The sequence below is a fragment of the Chitinophaga sp. S165 genome (assembly GCF_003182155.1).
Taxonomy (GTDB): domain Bacteria; phylum Bacteroidota; class Bacteroidia; order Chitinophagales; family Chitinophagaceae; genus Chitinophaga.
In genome coordinates this window covers 552265-570341 of the sequence record NZ_QGTG01000003.1, presented here as the reverse complement: position 1 = coordinate 570341, position 18077 = coordinate 552265, and the positions used below count along the sequence as shown (strand labels likewise).

At 46.8% G+C, this 18077-nt stretch carries 10 protein-coding genes; 5 read left to right on the top strand and 5 right to left on the bottom strand.

Annotated elements, in window-relative coordinates; genetic code table 11:
* Positions 1-6 precede the first annotated feature (6 nt).
* The 5 genes from C7475_RS16755 to C7475_RS16735 all read right to left on the bottom strand — a co-directional run bounded on the left by C7475_RS16755 (position 7) and on the right by C7475_RS16735 (position 11784).
* Positions 7-4434 (bottom strand): hypothetical protein, encoded by a 4428-nt coding sequence (locus C7475_RS16755; RefSeq protein WP_110054527.1) that lies wholly within the window; start codon positions 4432-4434, stop codon positions 7-9.
* Between the two features lie 67 nt (positions 4435-4501).
* Positions 4502-4999, bottom strand: coding sequence for a pentapeptide repeat-containing protein (locus C7475_RS16750; protein ID WP_110054526.1), 498 nt, complete (start codon positions 4997-4999; stop codon positions 4502-4504).
* A 3-nt stretch (positions 5000-5002) separates the two neighbouring features.
* Complete coding sequence (locus C7475_RS16745) at positions 5003-7831, bottom strand: hypothetical protein (RefSeq protein ID WP_146217573.1); 2829 nt, start codon at positions 7829-7831, stop codon at positions 5003-5005.
* Between the two features lie 4 nt (positions 7832-7835).
* A complete protein-coding gene (locus tag C7475_RS16740; RefSeq protein WP_110054524.1) occupies positions 7836-10073 on the bottom strand; it encodes a fibronectin type III domain-containing protein in 2238 nt (745 codons plus the stop codon).
* 13 nt (positions 10074-10086) lie between these two features.
* Positions 10087-11784: a hypothetical protein gene (locus C7475_RS16735; protein WP_110054523.1), complete on the bottom strand. Its 1698-nt coding sequence runs from the start codon at positions 11782-11784 to the stop codon at positions 10087-10089.
* A gap of 242 nt (positions 11785-12026) precedes the next feature.
* Here C7475_RS16735 and C7475_RS16730 point away from each other — a divergent pair, with 242 nt between their 5' ends.
* From C7475_RS16730 to C7475_RS16710, 5 genes are all read left to right on the top strand, one after another.
* Positions 12027-13286 (top strand): dihydroorotase, encoded by a 1260-nt coding sequence (locus C7475_RS16730; RefSeq protein ID WP_110054522.1) that lies wholly within the window; start codon positions 12027-12029, stop codon positions 13284-13286.
* 18 nt (positions 13287-13304) lie between these two features.
* The gene (locus C7475_RS16725; protein ID WP_110054521.1) at positions 13305-13880 is read left to right on the top strand and encodes a DUF4199 domain-containing protein; all 576 of its coding nucleotides are present in this window, start codon (positions 13305-13307) and stop codon (positions 13878-13880) included.
* A 51-nt stretch (positions 13881-13931) separates the two neighbouring features.
* Positions 13932-14879: a glycosyltransferase family 2 protein gene (locus C7475_RS16720; protein ID WP_110054520.1), complete on the top strand. Its 948-nt coding sequence runs from the start codon at positions 13932-13934 to the stop codon at positions 14877-14879.
* A gap of 6 nt (positions 14880-14885) precedes the next feature.
* Positions 14886-16019 (top strand): glycosyltransferase, encoded by a 1134-nt coding sequence (locus C7475_RS16715; RefSeq protein WP_110054519.1) that lies wholly within the window; start codon positions 14886-14888, stop codon positions 16017-16019.
* Between the two features lie 1018 nt (positions 16020-17037).
* Complete coding sequence (locus C7475_RS16710) at positions 17038-18057, top strand: dehydrogenase (RefSeq protein ID WP_110054518.1); 1020 nt, start codon at positions 17038-17040, stop codon at positions 18055-18057.
* Positions 18058-18077: the final 20 nt, after the last annotated feature.

The following is an 18077-nucleotide window of genomic DNA, read 5'->3' as shown; positions in this document are numbered from 1 at the left end:
CTTCATTTATATTCCCGAAAAAGGGACCGTGATTATTTTTTCTGATGTTACAGTATTAAGACCTGGCAATACATACTTGATCCTGAACTTGTAATTGCCCGGTGTAATACGTTTGAATTGTTTCTCCGCTATAGTCCTCATTTCCTCTGGCATAGGCGTATAATAACCAGAAGATATCTGGGTATTCACCACATTCGCCTGCATATAAATGAAGTCATACGCTATGTAATAAGGAAGGTTGTATACGAACGCGGAATATCCGTTCCCGAAACCACCGCTGTTTGCATCCAGCTCCAATCCTGAAGGGTTCTGTCTCAGGTAGATCGCCTTCACCGGCGGAGCGCCCAGGATGTCGGTGTTCCTCCATGTCAGCTTCAGCGACGCTGCTACAGGATAGCCCTGGTACACATAAGGATAGATATTCGTCTTGTACCATTCATTATCATCCAGTACTGCCTCAAACTGTAATATCGAACTGTTGCCATTCGCATCTACCTCCTGCGCATCGAACAACTCATTGCTGTTGAGCATGAACCTGAGTTCATCAATACCGTTATCAATTGGCCAGCTGCTGGTGGTAGCAGGTATACGGTCTATCTTCTCGTTGAATGTATTGTAAAGGGAACTTCTGAAGGGCAGGGTATAGATCACACGCTCTGACAGATTATTTACAGCACCTTCTGCCGTCTTCGTTTGTACAGTAAGATCTCCCTCACCTGCATTTCCACCACTTGTTGTTGTCGTCGCTACGTTCCTGTCTATTGACGCATCTTCAACCGTTGGTACATGCAGCAGTTGCAGCGTATAGTTCTTGCCATTCTTCAGATCGCGCGGCATAGTGAAACTCACCTTGCCCGTAGTATAGAACAACTGGAATTCCCTCGGTTGCTCACCATCTGCAGTAATACGGCAGATCTGTTTAAACTCATCGCTCTTCGCAAACAGGTTGTCCTGTCCTTTCTTCATCAGGATATATCCCTTATCGCTTTCGTCTTTATAGTAGTTCAGCTGACTGATCACCGGATAGGTATACGCGACGTTATCAGGGCGTATCTCCAGCGGTTCTTTATCGGTAACAAAGTCATTCTCTATCGTTTCTGCATAAGGCGCACCATCCACCAGGAACGGCGTCCAGCTGCCATTCACCTGCTGTTCGAAGGTCACACGCGCTGTCATCCTGATGGTCTTTTCACCAGGCAGAATGTTCGGTGTATTCAGGATCACTACAGTATTATCTTCATTCCATTCCATTGTAGCAGGAATGTTGTTAGCACCGTCCCTTATATTAAAGTATTCCAGTCTTGCACGGAAGCTGAGTCGTTTACCAGCATCATCTGTAATGGTAAATACATCACCCACAGGCATATTAAACACGATCTGCGGAGCAGTGAATACATCAACCGCAGTAGCCGCTTTAGCCGGTGTGAAATCACCGATCACCTGTACGCCCGCATCTGCAAAAATGTTATTGCTGACGATCTTACATTCTTTACCCAGCGTCACTTCAAATTTGCAATTACCTTTCACCATACCGCCCAGGATGCTGAAATAACCGCCTACTATACCTCTCATCCAGGTAGGGTTAGGCAGTTTCGCCTGTAACACTGCTGCTGCTCCCAGATCAAGAATATCGAACTTCCCTTTCTTAAATAACAGGTTCACCTTGATACCGATCTTACCCTGGAAATAAGCATATACCTGTCCATTCGCAAACCATCCGTTGATCCCAATAGGACCTGAACTTCCTTCGCAATGAAAGGCATCTCCATAATCCTTCATCATGATATCAAAGCCTAATCCCGCTGCAAAACGTGCATAGAACATCAAGAAGGTCATATCACCGGTATCGAAGTTCAGTCCTGCGCCAAATGCGAAGCCTGTACCACTGCTCAGTGAGTTCATGTCCCTCATGTAGTCGAGGTCTATACCGCCTAGTATCTGGCTTACGTTTGCCGGTGGCGGCGGACTGCCTGGCAGGTCTTTACCCACCATGAAGTATGACGTTGCACGTGCAAGGTTCATGATACTGATGCTGATCGGATTATCCGGCGTACCTACATACATATGCCAGCCGTCAGGTCCTGTATAGATCTCCCCTTCACCCGCCAGTCCGCGACTGCCGGAACCTTTAATGACGCCTGCTATATCAATGAATGCTTTCAGGTTTGCATAGAAGATGCTGTTCTCAAAGTCAATATCTACCATCAGTCCCACAGAGATCACGCCTTCAGGAACTACCTGATTAGGATCGTATTTATCAGACTGTCCATCATTTGAAACCGCCTGTTTGGCGTACATGCCTTTCATCTGGTCCAAGCCCTTCGGTATAGGAAGGCTCATCACATTACACTGTCCCCTGAAGGTGATACGGTTCACACCACCACCCTTGTTGAAAGAGATCTCAAACGCCACCAGACCATTAATCGCTTTCTCACTGCCGGCAATGAACTTGACGGATGCTTTTATACCGATCCCCGCATTCACATCCGGTTTATAACGCATGCCGGTAGGAGTAGCTCCCAGTTCATACTTAGACGCATCGTCCTGCATGGATATCGGCTTCACGCCATAGTAAAGACCTCCGCCAAAACCTTTGGCAGCAATAGCCGGCGGGATGATGAGGAATGCCACAGGGAACTCCACCATCACATCCGCATACCAGTACTTATGGTCCTGTACAGCGCCGAATAATGCCGTGGCATCAAGTTTCAGCTTACCGCCGCACATATTGATACTGGCGCTGATATCGCCTTTAAAACCATCGCCATAGATCTCATTATCGTCAAAGAACTCAAGGCTGCCCTTTAATGCATAAGCACCTTGGTTAATATCTATGGCAATACGGCTGATCTTAACGTTGCTGAATTTGTAATGCTGGCTGCCGTCACTATCCTGATCAACCTTTCCGAAGATGGCAAGAGACGCATCGGCAGAGAATCCGTTCTTCGAATCCTTTGCGTTCATCAGGTTCACGTTCACATCAAACGAGATCCCCCGCTTCTCTCCATCTTTTACAAAAGCGATCTTATTGATCGACAAAGCAAACCCGCCGATCTTAGGCAGTTTTAAACTGCCCGACAGCGCGAACGTTCCGCTATGTATAAAAGGTGCTTGCGTGGATACAACCAGCTGTTCAAACTTGAGTTCCGGCACAGTGAGTGCCGTACCTTTCTTTCCTTCTCCTGAAGATGCACTTCCTGTAATGGACAGTGTACCTGTAAGACTTGCCATTGCCTGGAACTTACCATTCTTTACGGCTACTTCCAGGTAAGAAGAAGGCAACAGGTTTACATCCGCCGTGAAGATGGGAAACTTAACCGTATCCTTTGGTTTGATATTAAATACATACTCCTCCCCGGGATGGAATACCGCACTATAGTCAAATCGGGTAGTATCGCCGGTAATAGGTACATTAACGCCACCGGCCAGGCCGCCCGCTGTCAGCTGATTGGCTACGAAGGTCAGCTTCACTTCATCAACAGAGAAGGACCATCCACCAAGATCACCATCCTTCAGTGGAATAAGATTTTTCGCCGACACCTCACCACTAAAACCCTTTTCATCAATCAGCGCATCTCTTACTGCAAATGTTTTAGCCTTGCTTGTTTTCTTATCTTTTATCTCAGGAGGCAGTTCTACGGTGAAACTCTTCAGGTAGAACCCACGCCATAAGGATTTATCGTCTGCGGTATATTCCTTCGGAAATACCATGCCGCTGCTGTTATTATCATCACTCAGGTCGATCACTGCATCCTGTACCGTAAAGGTGACATTCTTCACACCTCTCACCTGGAAAGGATCAATAGCCACAGACGCCAATATATCATGCAGATTGGAGGCAGTTACCTCAAACTTGCCTTTCACACGGTCTGTCTGGTTCTGGGTGCCATCGTTGTTTAGCTTTACCAGTTTTCTGCTCAGATCAACTTCTGCACTCAGTCCTATTTTCTTGAAGCCATTACAGTCGAACTCCACATAGGTCTTGCCGGGCATAAAAGTGATAGCGGTACTATCCCCGAAGAGATATACAGGCACCTTGTTCACCAGTTCCATCTTTGCGGTCCCAACTAATCCGCCGGAACTGCTCAGTGGTACGCCCCTGGCAGCGAACATCAGTTCTTTATCGGATCCTGGCAGTGTAACCACCATAAACGTGGTGATCTCCGCATGATTGGACAGGAAACGGATACTATCTACGATGATCGGCGGGTTACCATTATCTGTTCCACCAATGCCTAATGGCAGCTTAAAACCGCCGGCAGTGTCTTTTAGTTTGTCGTATAGATTAGTACCATTGATGCCTTCAGTGCCCCTCCGCTCCTGGATGATCTTCCAGCAGTCATGGATATGCTGTTCCAGCGCTGTACGCTGCTGGGCATATCCAGATATGGTGCAGAGGCACGCAATGATAAATAGGTATAGGCGTTTCATCATAGTATAGGGCCGGATTACAAACCGGATTTATTATTGTAAAGTCTGATATGCTGTAAGTAGAAGACTGTTAGCTTTCATAGGTCTGCCATTCTACCCGTAGTTCTTCATTCCTCTTCAACACACCATCACGAACATTTATAGATTTAAAAGTGCTATCGGTAATGTTATTACCGGTAAAAATTATTCCACTGAAATCACAGTTCTCAAAAGTGCAGCGCTCTATCCTGGCATTCATGAACTCAGACCGGGAAAGATCACAGTTGTCAAACCGGCAATTCTCAAAACGGGTACTGCCAAGATCTGCTTTTCTGAAAACACTGTCTACCACCACACAATTCCTGAATGTCGTTTTATGGAAATGTGCGCCATAAAAATCTACAGCAGATATCTTACAGTTACTGAATAAAGAACCGGCCGCATATATTTCTTCCAGCCTGATATCAGCAATTTCGATTTCATCTGCTATCAGCTCATTCAGATCATCATCCTCTTCCCGCTCACCAAGCACATATAAATGATAGTTCTGTATCCTGGTATATAATTCTTCTTTGGTCACACTATTCATACATTAGAATTTGACATTAACTTCAACAATACGATCAATTTCGCTCTGGCTAAGTCCGGCTTTTAACCTTCTCCACAGTTCAGCATGGTCCGCTGCATGCATATATGAACAATCAAGTATAACATGGCGCTTATTTAACTGGTTTGTGATCGGGTTCATAATATCATGTTTGTCCTGCAACTCCGCTCTGATTGACTCAAAGGCCTGGTCCTGGTCCATATCAGCATTCATTCGACCACCTTTTGAACGGGGGCCTTTTACATCCCATGGTGTACCATTACCATCGAAGAATTCTATATCTGCCGGACCTCTTTTTATCTCGCCTTTAATAACTCCCTGCATCTCTGCCTCCAGTCCTGCCATTGCCTCCTGGCGGGTTTTAGGAGTAATTTTACCACCCTGCGCCGGGTCTTCTGCCAATTTATTGAATCGGCTTTCATCAGCAAGATAACGCTTGGGAATATTACTGTTATCCGCCTTGTTGAATGAACCGTAAAGGTCTGTCCGGTCTCCCGGCTTCTTCACCCTTCCATTCACCGTAGCAAAATCATCTCCTGTTGCAGGTGTTGCTGCATCATCTGCTACGCCTTCCCCAGGCTTCACATCATCCGCTACTCCATCAGCCTTACCCGCATCATCAGTAATACCCAGTATCGACTCCCTGTCGGTCCCCCTGCTCATTTCCACCAAACGTTCTCCTTCACGCGAAATGATATTCTGACCGTTCGCATCCTGCATATAGCGAATAGCACGCCATTCTCCGCTCAGATCTGTACCAGGTGGGACACGTACCCTGATCGGCGTACCAGCCATAGCCAGTTCCAGCATTGGCATCTGGTCCCTGCCAATGGTACGCAAAGCATCGTCAAGCACCTGGAGGATGATCTTCCCATCCTGGATCATAAGTTGAAGATAAAATTTCCCCCACGAATAAAGCGCCTTGCCTCCTATAAAGACCAATCTGGCGCCCAGCCCCATACCGCGCAACAGCAATGCGATCGGATCAATGTAACTCAGCACGTCCGCGATCTTGGCAATGTCTCCCGCCCTTGTCAGCGGAATGATCAACATCACTATGTTAAAGACCACCTTACCTGTAGTAGCAGCGTACACACACGGGTTCTTACCCGTATAAGCCTCCTTCACCTTGTCCACTATAATAGGTGTGATACATTCCCCTATTTTCATCATCGGGTACGCCGGTGATATCGCCCCCAGCATATAGTCAGTCTTGCCCAGGTTACATTTGTTAGCGAACGCTTTCATCCCCTCCCAAAGTTCCTCCCGGGCATTGTCTTCATTGAGGATGATCTTGATCAGCCACCCTGCCAGTTTCGGCATTGAAGCCACCATCTCCACCAGGCCATTATATGCACCACAATAAAAAGCAAACTCTATCTGCGACATAGCAAATCCACCTGCCTGCATATGTTCCTGCGGAAACATATCTGCCATTAATCCAAACCTGTCACTTTGCAGTTGGCCCGACTTCAGGAAGATCTGATATAGGATCGGGTTATAATCCGGGTTCCCATCTTTGTCCACCGACTCAGGATTATAGAACCGCTCCGGCACCTGTGCCTTATTAATAAATGCAGAAAGGCCGTCAAACAAACCTGTCAGCGTAAAGTTAGAAGCAGCCAGTCCCAGGCTCTCAATAAATTCTGCCGCCATACGTATGAATACACTTACCTCACGCGCCTGCGGCACTGACTTTCCTAAGTACAACGCGCTATGCGTCGTCTTGTCCAGGTCAACATGGAACCAGAGTATAACATCCATCGGACCGGGATTATTAACGATCTCCCTGATCTTCGTTATGTCTTCGTTTGAAGTTTTATAACTGGAAATAAAAACACGTGCACTAAAACCACCCTGCCTGTTGCTTATTTCAACTAAACCGCTGATGAGGTTCCTTATTTCATCTGCCGTCAATACATGCGCATAATCGTACACCACACTTCCCGATTCAGCTATCGGGTCCTTATTTTCACCACCGGTACCTCCGGCAGTGCCCAGTTCACCGATCCGTTCCCATGCGGCGTCAAAGAATGAACCTTTGGCAGGTTTATACTCATAGGGCATTACAGGCAGGTCCAGTTTGCTTCCCTTAGTGTTAAATGCCACTTTCAATGCATTCGGATATTCGATAAGGAAATTCTTTACATCCGATAGTTTTGGCAGATAAGGATCGATCTTAGCATTCAGGTCGCGTAACTCTCCGTTTGTCCAGCTCTCATCGCCATGTGCATCAAAAACAACACTGGCATGCTGTTTCATGCCGTTCAGAAGGACCACGACACGGCCACAAACAATACCTACCTTCTTTTCATAACCATTCAGCTCAGACTTTTCAAAGATCTCCGCATTGATCGACTTCATTTCACTTACGATCGTATTCCGGATATTATCCTTAGACCATTTCTGATAGTCTGTAATGTACTTGATAGTAGCGTTCTCCGGGATCCTCTCTGACAGATCAATATACCAGTTATTATAAACGATCTCATACACCCCGAAAGTCTTCTTATCATTTACTTTCACTAATGCGTCATTGATCGACTTCACATCATCATCACTTAACAGCAGGGCCGTGTTACCAACAACGTCACGCTGTTCTATAAACTTTCCATTCCCATCCAGCATCAATACATAGTTATTCTTCCATGACTGATGATGACGGTTATTATACTCGTTCTGATGGATCATTTTATTCAATGCAATAACCCCTTCACGGATAACCTCTTCATTATTTATAGGTCCTCCGCCAGCCTTTACTATGGCCGGTAAAGCAATGATCCATGTTAATAATACCAGTTTATACCAACGCATACGCTTATTGCATTTTTTCAAGAATACCATTAACCCAGTTTAAGATGGATGCTTTTACATCCGGTAGCAATTCATCTTCCTTCACAGTCTTCAAAGCATTCATGATAAATGTTTTGAACGGCTGGTCCTTTATGTTTAATCCATTCACCACCGTCTCTTCATCCTCGGCCGATTTATTTTCATCCAGGATCTTCAGGATCGTCGCCTGGTTAAGCGCCTTCTGCGCTGTTTTGTAGGCTTCAATTACTTCCGGCAGCTTCGTCGCTACTGTATCAGTAAGATCAAACACTCTCATTACAGATTCATCTACCGACTCAGGCACTTTAAACCCTAACATCGAGTTGTTCTTATCGATAAATTCCTTCGCTTTCTTGTACTTCTCTTCAAAGTCATTCTTCAGCGCCGTGATCTTATCTGCTGAGTAATCTTTTCTTATTTCAGTTAATCCTTTCCGGAAGATGTTCACCAGTTTTTTCAGCTCTTCCAACGCCGCTTTGATCGTCGCTTTCGCTTCGTCGGCAAGTTTCTGCAACTGTTCTGCTATTTTCTTAGCGGCCGATTGCTTCTCTTCCGGCGTCATGTTCTGAGCTTCCTGCAACTGTTGCAGTTCCTGCAACTTCGTTCCTATCTCACCCAGCTTTTCCAGCGTAGCATTATCCAGCTCATCCCAGCCCTTCATTTTATCCAGGTCAGCAAGCATCCCTGCTGCATCTATTGATTTAAGTCCTGCAGTATCTATCTTATCAACGATATCGCTGATCTTTTCCAGGTAGCCGTCCAGCGCCTCATTCATATTGTCGGTCACCGTTTTAATATCATCGCGTTGCAATTCTATCACCCCTGCATACATCTTCTTATCAGTATTCACACTGATATTCTTGAACACAACAGGCAAGGTCACGAAATTCAGGAACGGTACTTTGATCTTTCCGTTACCGGAGAATGAACCTTTTGAACCTTCCGCCTTTTTCACCTCCACTTTAAAGTCGCCCGCTATAATTACATCTCCTTCTTTCAGCGTTTCTAATCCCGTACGATTAGCTACCTCGCCCTCACTCACTGTCTTACCGCATACAAAATCTCCTTCCTCCATCGTTTCATTTGGCATGGTGAAAGCCTGTATGGCCGAGTAATCACCGAAGCCCCATATACACTGTGCATTCACCTGGTACTCGTACTTCTTACCGGGTTTCAGACCAGTGATCGTATACTGTGGCAGATAACTTGTTTCCTCATACCATTGTGAAGGATTATCGCCTGCTTCTCTATAACGTACTGTGAACGCCTGTTGGGAAACACCTGTCTTCCATGATAATTTCAGATCATTCTTACCTGCTATTGCCGCAATCACGTCAACGGGTATACCACACTTCTCGCCATAGGTGAACTTCACTGCTTCACTGAAACCATCGTTAATGAACATATCCTTTCCTTCGGCTTCAATAGCTTGTACCTGCACGGCGTAGTTCTTCCCGGGAGTCAGCATCGGTTCCCCCGGACCATACACCAGCATGGTCTGCGCGATCAATGTTTCATATACAGGACGGGTAGTACGCAGGGCGTCATTAGGATCACGGTCTGCCGGAATAAGCTCCACCAGCTTAAATTTATACGCCACATTAAAAGCTGCATTAAATGAAGCCGTATGACGAGGCACCCATTGAAATACCAGGTTTTGCGGTTCCATAGCATCAACTTTCGTATTGGCCATCGGCAGATTGATAATAGGCGGATAACTCAGGAACGTGGATACAACTGCATTCCCCATATTAGACACAACAATATTCCTGGTATAGTCCAGTACTTCCACGCTGAATTTGTAAATCCCTTCGGGAAGCTTAGCACCTTGTTTCGTAAATGCACTGTTGTCCAGCCCCTGTATCAACAGGTTCTGCGGATTCAGATAAACTGCCAGGTCCGGCCCGCTGAGTGTGATCATCTCACCACCCTGCAGAATGATCGGCGCAGTATAAAACCCCGGCTTACTTTGCATGGTGATACCAAAGCCCTCGATCTTTATCCTCAAACGGCATTTATAATCGCTTGTAGTGATATCCTTCAGTAATAGATTCACTTGCATGCGTTGCAGATCAGGTGCTGCATAGTCACTGAGGTACAGGCTGTAAGGAGGATTGATCTGCATAGAAGCCATCACAGGATAGTTCGTCTGTGCAGCTGCCTTTCCCCAGAACAGCGATAGTATAACCAGCAGCCTCAGTATATATAGGGTACGTTTAAGCAAGGTTCCTGTGTATTTAAAAATTATAATTATATCCCAGTGTAGTGGTTAACTCAGATATTTTTCTTGTGCTTCCCTTCGTATTGTTACGGTTCAATGCAGTAACAGCCAGGTTCAGACTGTGTACTTTTTTGATCGTATAAGCGCTTCCGGCCCTTGCTGTAAGAATACGGGACGTGTTCTCTCCGTTGGTGTAGCTTCCATTCCAGGAGAGCGTGCCGGAGAGTCTCATTTTTTTATTCAGTACACTCTTATTCAATCCCAGGGTCGGCCCCATCGTAATGGATTCCATATCCAGCGCAGAGTTCCTGTTAGCATTGAAGCCTGCCATTATCGACATGTTCTTAGGTATCAGCTGCAGATTGTAAGATGCATTGAGGTTGTAGAATACGACACCTGAAGGCTGCTTTACGCCACCCTGTTTATCTGACGACTCCATATAGGAAACATTACAGACAAACATTTGCATCTTTTCCTTGCTCTGCGAAATGTTGTAATTAAAACCAAGCGACGCATTGCTGGATACCTGCGTATAATTCAGCGTATCAATATTTTCATAAGGGGTCAGCTCATTCAGGTAGTCAAACTGAGAACGGATATTTACAAAAGACTGGAAGTTGGAATAACTGAAGTTCCAGTTCATTTTCTTCGTTGCGGCAAAGCTGAGATTCAATGCCCCTACGAAACGGCGCATCGTGCTAAGCTTATCATTACTGAGGTTGTTACGCTGCACACCGGCATTAACAGCGGCGGTAAGCCTGTCCTTTAACATGCGTACCTGCAGGTTACCGGTTATGTTCTCAAAATCGTTTGTAAAATAATAGGCGCCCAACGTTTTATACTCCGGTGCTACCCATTCATATCCCAGTCCGATGGTATAATGATTGCCGTTATAACCAAGACCTGCTTTATAAGCAGTATACATGGCGGTAGAACTGTTTTTAGATATCAGGCCCCCTGTCGGTGCTGTGTTATGCTCAGCGCTGTCGGTTACGGCACGGGTATCTCTTGTCAGCGCGCTCACCGCTACTTCTGCATTGAACAACAAGCGGTTGAAGAACTGTTTGGTTAAGTTAAGTCCCATGGCAACGTTCTCCTGGGGGGTCAGCGAATAGCTTGCAGGTAGCGGACGGATCGAGTTCTCGTCGTCCTTTCCGCGGAAGACCATTACCTCGATATTGTCCTTCCCCGTGCTGTACCCCGCTTTGAAACCATATCCCATACGCTTATATGCAGGTATGATGTCGCTGCGCGAAGTATCAGCTTCCACAGCCTTCTGCAAACGCCCATACATCACACTGAATTTAAAACGGCCGGGAGGCGCAAGGTCGACACCGATACCGTTAAACAGATGCCCGGATAAGGTATAACTGGAAAAATTCATGCTGGAGTAACCTATATGTCCGGTCACCCATTTATAGGTGGGCGTCAGTCCGTATTGGTTGAACGGCTGGGAAAATGCCACATTGCTCTGATTCGAATAATTGAAAGAGAATGGAACGGACCAACCGTACAGGTCAATATTCAGATTGCCGTTCAGGAAAAAGTTGTAAGGGTCCCTACGGCCATCTCCAAGTCCGGAAGACCAATAGGCAATTTGTTCGAGGCCAATGCCACCTGTTATTTTCAGCGGCTTCTCGTTTCCGATAGCCTCCAGGCGTTGCGCATTAGTATTACTGTAAGAGCAACAAAAAATAGCTACTAACAGGGTCATTGTCCGTAAATACATTACGAAACGTTCATAGGTCGGGTAAAACACTCTTCGGGTTTTCTATTATTTAATATCGGTCCCCCTCTTAAAGAAAAATGGCTTAATTTTCCGCAAAAATATATCAATTAAATATAATGGGTGTATTATTAAATCGTTAAGGGTTGCTCCGCCTAATCCGAATTTCAATTACTTTTGCAGCCGGTATTTTTTATCAGACAAGGAATAGACACAGTTAGTATTAAAGCATGCACATATTACTCAAAAGCGTACAGATAGTCGCACCATCGTCCCCATTTCACGGGCAACAGCAGGATATTCTGATTGAAAACGGCATCATCCGCCAGATCGGGAAGGACATTTCCTCCGCTCAGGCCAGGGTGGTGACGGGTAGTAACCTGCATGTTTCACTTGGATGGACCGATCTCTTTGCGCACTTCTGCGATCCCGGCCAGGAATATAAGGAAGACCTCCAGAGTGGGGTTACCGCAGCTGCCAGGGGAGGCTATACCACCGTGCTGATAGTGCCAAACACACAGCCAGCCCTGCACACCAAGCCACAGATCGAGTATGTGATCAGCCGCACACGCAACAGTGTCGTACAGGTACTGCCTATCGGAGCAGTGACCAAAAACCTGGAAGGGACCTCTCTTGCTGAAATGTATGAAATGCAACATGCGGGCGCCGTGGCCTTCTCCGACGGACTGAAGCCTATTCAGTCGCCCGGCATTATGCTGAAAGCCCTCCAGTATGTTAAAGCAGTCAACGGTACCATCATCCAGTTGCCTGATGATCTCAGCATCTCCGCACACGGTCTGATGCACGAAGGCATCTACAGCACACAATTGGGTATGCCGGGTAAACCTGCAATCTCGGAAGAATTGATTATCCAGCGCGACCTCGAGCTGGCACAATATACAGACTCACGTATCCACTTCACGGGTATCAGTACACGTAAATCAGCAGATCTCATTGCCAATGCAAAAGGCAAAGGCATCAAAGTGACCTGCTCTGTAACACCTTATCACCTGTCTCTCACAGATGCACACCTCCTGACCTATGATACTCACCTGAAACTCAATCCTCCGCTGCGTACAGCCGAAGATGTAAAAGCTTTGCAGGATGCAGTGAAGACCGGTGTGATAGACTGCTTCGCCACCCATCACCTGCCGCAGGACTGGGACGCCAAACAGGTTGAGTTTGAATATGCGAAGAATGGTATGATCGGACTGGAAAGCGCTTTCGGAGTGTTCCGTAAGCACCTGCCGGAAGTATCAGTAGAAAGACTGGTTGAAATGCTTGCTATACAGCCACGAAAGATATTCAACCTGCCGGAACTGGCCCTCAATGAAGGAGCAGCAGCTAACCTGACCATATTCGATCCTGAAGAGGATTGGGTGCTTACCACAGACGATCTGGCCAGCAGGTCCAAAAATTCAGCGTATATTGGCGCGGAATTGAAAGGAAGGGTGAAAGGGACTATCAACGGCCAATATGCCCAACTGTAAAAAAGTCATTCGTGTACTATGAGTAATGCATCATATCCTAATCCTGGTATTAAATTGAGTAATGCATCATATCCTAATCCCGGTATTAAATGGGGAATCATTGCTGGCATTGTGATCATCCTGGCCGGTATTGTACTATACCTTACCGATCAACAAACCCTTTTCAGCCTGAAATTTAACTTTATCCAGCTTTTTATTTGTGCCATAACAGGCTTACTGGCTGGTTTAGAGCAAAAAAAGAGGGCTGGCGGATATATTGGTTTTAAAGAAGCCCTGCAACCTATTTTTATCACATTTGTGATAGGGACCCTGGTCGGTACCCTGTTTATCTATATTGTCGCCAACTACGTTGACCCGGAACTACCAGCCCGTATGAAAGCCGCTGATATCAAAAGTATTGAGCAAATGGAAGCGGAGCAACATCCGCAAGGAGTAACAGATGCTGACCTGAAAGATCAGCTGACGAAACTGAAACAGCAGGATTACAGCCTGACCTTCGTGGCAAGTATGTTATCTTACCTTACAGGGCTCTTCCTGGACTTTGTCCTGGCCGCAATCCTGGCAGTTGTGATCCGTAAAAAGCGTGTTGCATAGATTGGCACTTAATTAGATAGAAAAGCATCCTAAACACATTTGTTATACAACATGGATATTTCCGTTATCGTTCCTTTAAAAAACGAAGAAGAATCACTGCCCGAACTGGCCGCCTGGATTGACCGTGTCATGCAGGAACATCAATACTCATATGAGGTATGGATGATAGATGATGGCAGCACTGATAATTCCTGGAATATCATCCAGCAACTGGCAGCAGCCAATCCGAATGTGAAAGGCATTAAGTTCCAGCGTAACTACGGCAAATCCGCTGCCCTCAATGAAGGGTTCAGGGCCGCCCAGGGCGATGTGATCATCACTATGGATGCCGACCTGCAGGATAGCCCGGACGAAATACCGGAACTCTACCGCATGATAAAGGAGGATAAATACGACCTTGTCAGCGGCTGGAAGAAAAAACGCTATGATAGCGCCCTGACTAAAAATCTTCCATCCAAATTATATAACTATACTACCACCCGCATGAGCGGCGTGAAGCTCCATGACATGAACTGCGGTCTTAAATCCTACCGCAAAAAGGTCATCAAGAGCATTGAGGTATATGGAGAAATGCACCGCTATATCCCTGTTATCGCTAAATGGAACGGTTTCAGGAATATCGGTGAGAAAGTGGTGGAACACCGCGCCCGCAAGTATGGTACGTCAAAATTTGGCCTGGAACGCTTTATTAACGGCTTCCTGGACCTGGCGTCCATCATGTTCATCAGTAAGTTCGGAAAGCGTCCTATGCACCTTTTTGGGGCCCTGGGTACCTTTTCCTTCATCCTGGGTTTCGGGATCGCATTATACCTGGCAATAGAGAAGATCATCTACTCCCAGTATAAAATGACCGAACGCCCTATCTTTTTCCTCGCGCTGCTGGCCATGATCATCGGGTCACAGTTATTCCTTGCCGGCTTCATCGGCGAACTGGTTACCAGGAACGCCCCTGAAAGGAATGAATATCTCGTGGAAACAATCCTGGACCGTACCAAATAATAGCAGATGGGTAAAAAGAAAATCCTCTTTCTCGGACCGGCATGGCCCTACAGGGGCGGACTTGCCGCCTACAATGAAAGGCTGGCGGAAGAACTGCAAAAGGAGGCAGAAGTAGAGATCTGGACATTTACCGTACAGTATCCCTCCTTCCTGTTCCCCGGTAAAAGCCAGTATGCCACCGAACCTGCTCCTCCGCACCTGCGCATCCGCCGGCTGATCAATTCCGTCAATCCGCTGAACTGGCTGAAAGTGGGCCGGATGATCCGTAAATGGAAACCTGACCTGATCGTTACCAAATACTGGCTCCCCCTGATGGGACCTTGCCTCGGCTCCCTTATCCGCCTGGGCAAAGGCAAAAATACCAGGGTGGTGTCTATCCTCGATAACGTCATACCACACGAAAAAAGAGCAGGGGACATCCCCTTCACCAAATACTTCCTTAAACCAGTGGATGCCTTCATCGCCATGAGCCAATCCGTATTGGACGACCTCCGGCTGTTTGAACCAGGCAAACCAGCCTCCCTGATCCCCCACCCGATCTACGACAACTACGGTACCCCCGTATCTAAATCAGTGGCCAGGGAACAGCTGAAACTGGAACAGGACAAAAAATACATCCTCTTCTTCGGCTTCATCCGCCAGTATAAAGGGCTGGACCTCCTGCTCCGCGCTATGGCCGATGAGCGGATGAAACAGCTCGACGTACGCCTCATCGTTGCCGGAGAGTTCTATGAAGATGCCGCCCCTTATCATCAGCTGCTGGAAGAACTCCGGTTAGGAGATAAAGTGCTCATGCATACCGACTTCATCCCTAACGATGCTGTCAAGAACTACTTCTGCGCAGCCGACCTGGTGGTACAGCCCTATAAAAGTGCCACCCAGAGCGGCATCTCCCAGATCGCCTACCATTTCGAGAAGCCCATGGTAGTAACCCGGGTAGGTGGATTGGTAGAAATGGTCCCCGACAATATCGTAGGCTTCCAGTGTGAACCCGAACCTGCCGATATTGCCGCTGCTATCGAAAAATATTATCGCGACAACCGGGAAGCCGACATGACCGCGGCTATCCATATTGAGAAAAAACAGTACTCATGGGAACGCCTGGCTGCGGAAATCCATAAACTGGTTGCCAGCAAATAAGAACTTCATAAGGTGGGCCGCTGGTCCACCTTTATTTCGCCCCAACTCCACCTATACTATATATATACGCCCTGTATAAGGCATGTTTAAAGCGTACTTCCCTTATCTCACGTCCAACTCAACTCCACCTATACGTCATGTTTACGCCCTGTATGAGGCATGTTTAAAGCGTACTTCTCTTATCTCAGGTCCAACTCAACTCCACCTATACGTCATGTATACGCCCTGTATAAGGCCTATTTAAAGCGTACTTCCCTTATCCCAGGTTCCTTCCTCATTGCGGATAATATTCAGGCCGTTAAATCAGTTCAAACCTGCTCTGAATATACTCTGGTCTCTATATCTCCATATCGCGAAACCGTCATCTGGCCGTCACTTTACCGTCATCTGTATATCCTTTCGATATAGAGATGCCCCTAAAATGATATGGAAGTGACGGTAAAGCGATATGGACGAAGCGAGAAAAGACCCTGTACACAAGGATAAGACGCCGATAAAACGATAGAAATCCTCCATCGTAAAAATGGGCAAACATCAGGTCAATACCACACCTATAGGACCCCGCTAGGGGTTCCCTTGTTTGTAGCGCGGGGTGTCAACCCCGGGAAACGAAATATCAATGGCAACCGCGTAATGGATTATGGGATCCAATTCCATGATGAAATGAATACGATCGGAATCATTTGCGAATGGTGTTAAACCATTTAACCGTCGGGATGGCAACCATTGGCGGCCCCGGGGAAACGAAATATCAATGACAACCGCGCAATGAATTACGGGACGCCAACCCCGGGGAAACGTGATTGGTCCCGCAATACAATCCAACGGGAACGCAATTTGTCCGGTAACCATTAAACATGATCGCCATAACCATAAAAACAGTCAATGCCCCCGCTCCCACAGCTCTGAAAACTCATCCAGCCATACATATGATATATTTTAACTTCTTTTAAACAATATAGGCTCATATGCATTCCCAATTGTTTTATCTTGCAGCACTTATAAAAACGGAATTACTGTGATTTATCGTAGCAAAGCACCATTACGCATTGGCCTGGCCGGAGGCGGAACAGATGTAAGCCCTTACTCGGATATGTACGGGGGAGCTATCCTGAATGCCACTATTTCGCTCTATGCACGCGCATCAATAGAACCTATCGCTGATAAAAAAGTCCTGTTCGAATGTGCTGACAGAGGTGAAACACTCACTTGTGAAGCTACCTTTCCCCTCCCGATCGACGGTAAACTGGATATCCTGAAAGGAGTGATCAACCGGGTAGCCAAAGATTACGGGATCCCTTCCGGATTTAAACTGACCACCTTCGTAGATGCACCTGCCGGTTCCGGTTTGGGTACTTCCTCTACCCTGGTGGTGGCTGTCCTGGGCGCTTTTGCTGAATGGCTGAAACTTCCCCTGGGAGAATATGATATGGCACACCTCGCCTACGCAATTGAAAGAGAAGACCTGAAACAGGCAGGAGGCAAACAGGACCAATACGCAGCTACCTTTGGCGGCGTAAACTTCATGGAGTTCTATGACGGCGATAAAGTGATCGTGAATCCCCTCCGCATAAAGGAGAAATACCTGGACGAACTGGAAAACAACCTGGTGTTATACTATACCTCCACCAGCCGCTTGTCCAGCAGTATTATTTCCGAACAGCAAAAGAACGTGCACGAGAAGAAAGAAGCCTCCATTGAGGCTATGCACCACCTGAAAGAGCAGGCAGTGATGATGAAGGAAGCACTCCTTCGTGGCAGCATCGACAAAATTGGCGAGATCCTTGATTTTGGTTTCCAGCATAAAAAGAACATGGCGAAAGGTATTACCAACTCACAGCTGGATGATATCTACGAAGCTGCCAAACGCGCAGGCGCTTCAGGCGGAAAGATCTCCGGCGCAGGTGGCGGTGGTTTCATGATCTTCTATTGCCGGGGCAACTCCCGCTATAAGGTGGTAGAAGCCCTGAAAACCTTCGGTGGCGACGTAAAACGTTATCATTTCACGCACAACGGGATCAATAGCTGGTGCATCTGATCCTTTAACAACAAATGGAG

Excerpts from the sequence above, each read along its gene's own strand:
- C7475_RS16755 (WP_110054527.1), bottom strand. The coding sequence starts at position 4,434 with ATGATGAAACGCCTATACCTATTTATCATTGCGTGCCTCTGCACCATA.
- C7475_RS16750 (WP_110054526.1), bottom strand. The coding sequence starts at position 4,999 with ATGAATAGTGTGACCAAAGAAGAATTATATACCAGGATACAGAACTAT.
- C7475_RS16745 (WP_146217573.1), bottom strand. The coding sequence starts at position 7,831 with ATGCGTTGGTATAAACTGGTATTATTAACATGGATCATTGCTTTACCG.
- C7475_RS16735 (WP_110054523.1), bottom strand. The coding sequence starts at position 11,784 with ATGACCCTGTTAGTAGCTATTTTTTGTTGCTCTTACAGTAATACTAAT.
- C7475_RS16730 (WP_110054522.1), top strand. The coding sequence starts at position 12,027 with ATGCACATATTACTCAAAAGCGTACAGATAGTCGCACCATCGTCCCCA.
- C7475_RS16725 (WP_110054521.1), top strand. The coding sequence starts at position 13,305 with ATGAGTAATGCATCATATCCTAATCCTGGTATTAAATTGAGTAATGCA.
- C7475_RS16720 (WP_110054520.1), top strand. The coding sequence starts at position 13,932 with ATGGATATTTCCGTTATCGTTCCTTTAAAAAACGAAGAAGAATCACTG.
- C7475_RS16715 (WP_110054519.1), top strand. The coding sequence starts at position 14,886 with ATGGGTAAAAAGAAAATCCTCTTTCTCGGACCGGCATGGCCCTACAGG.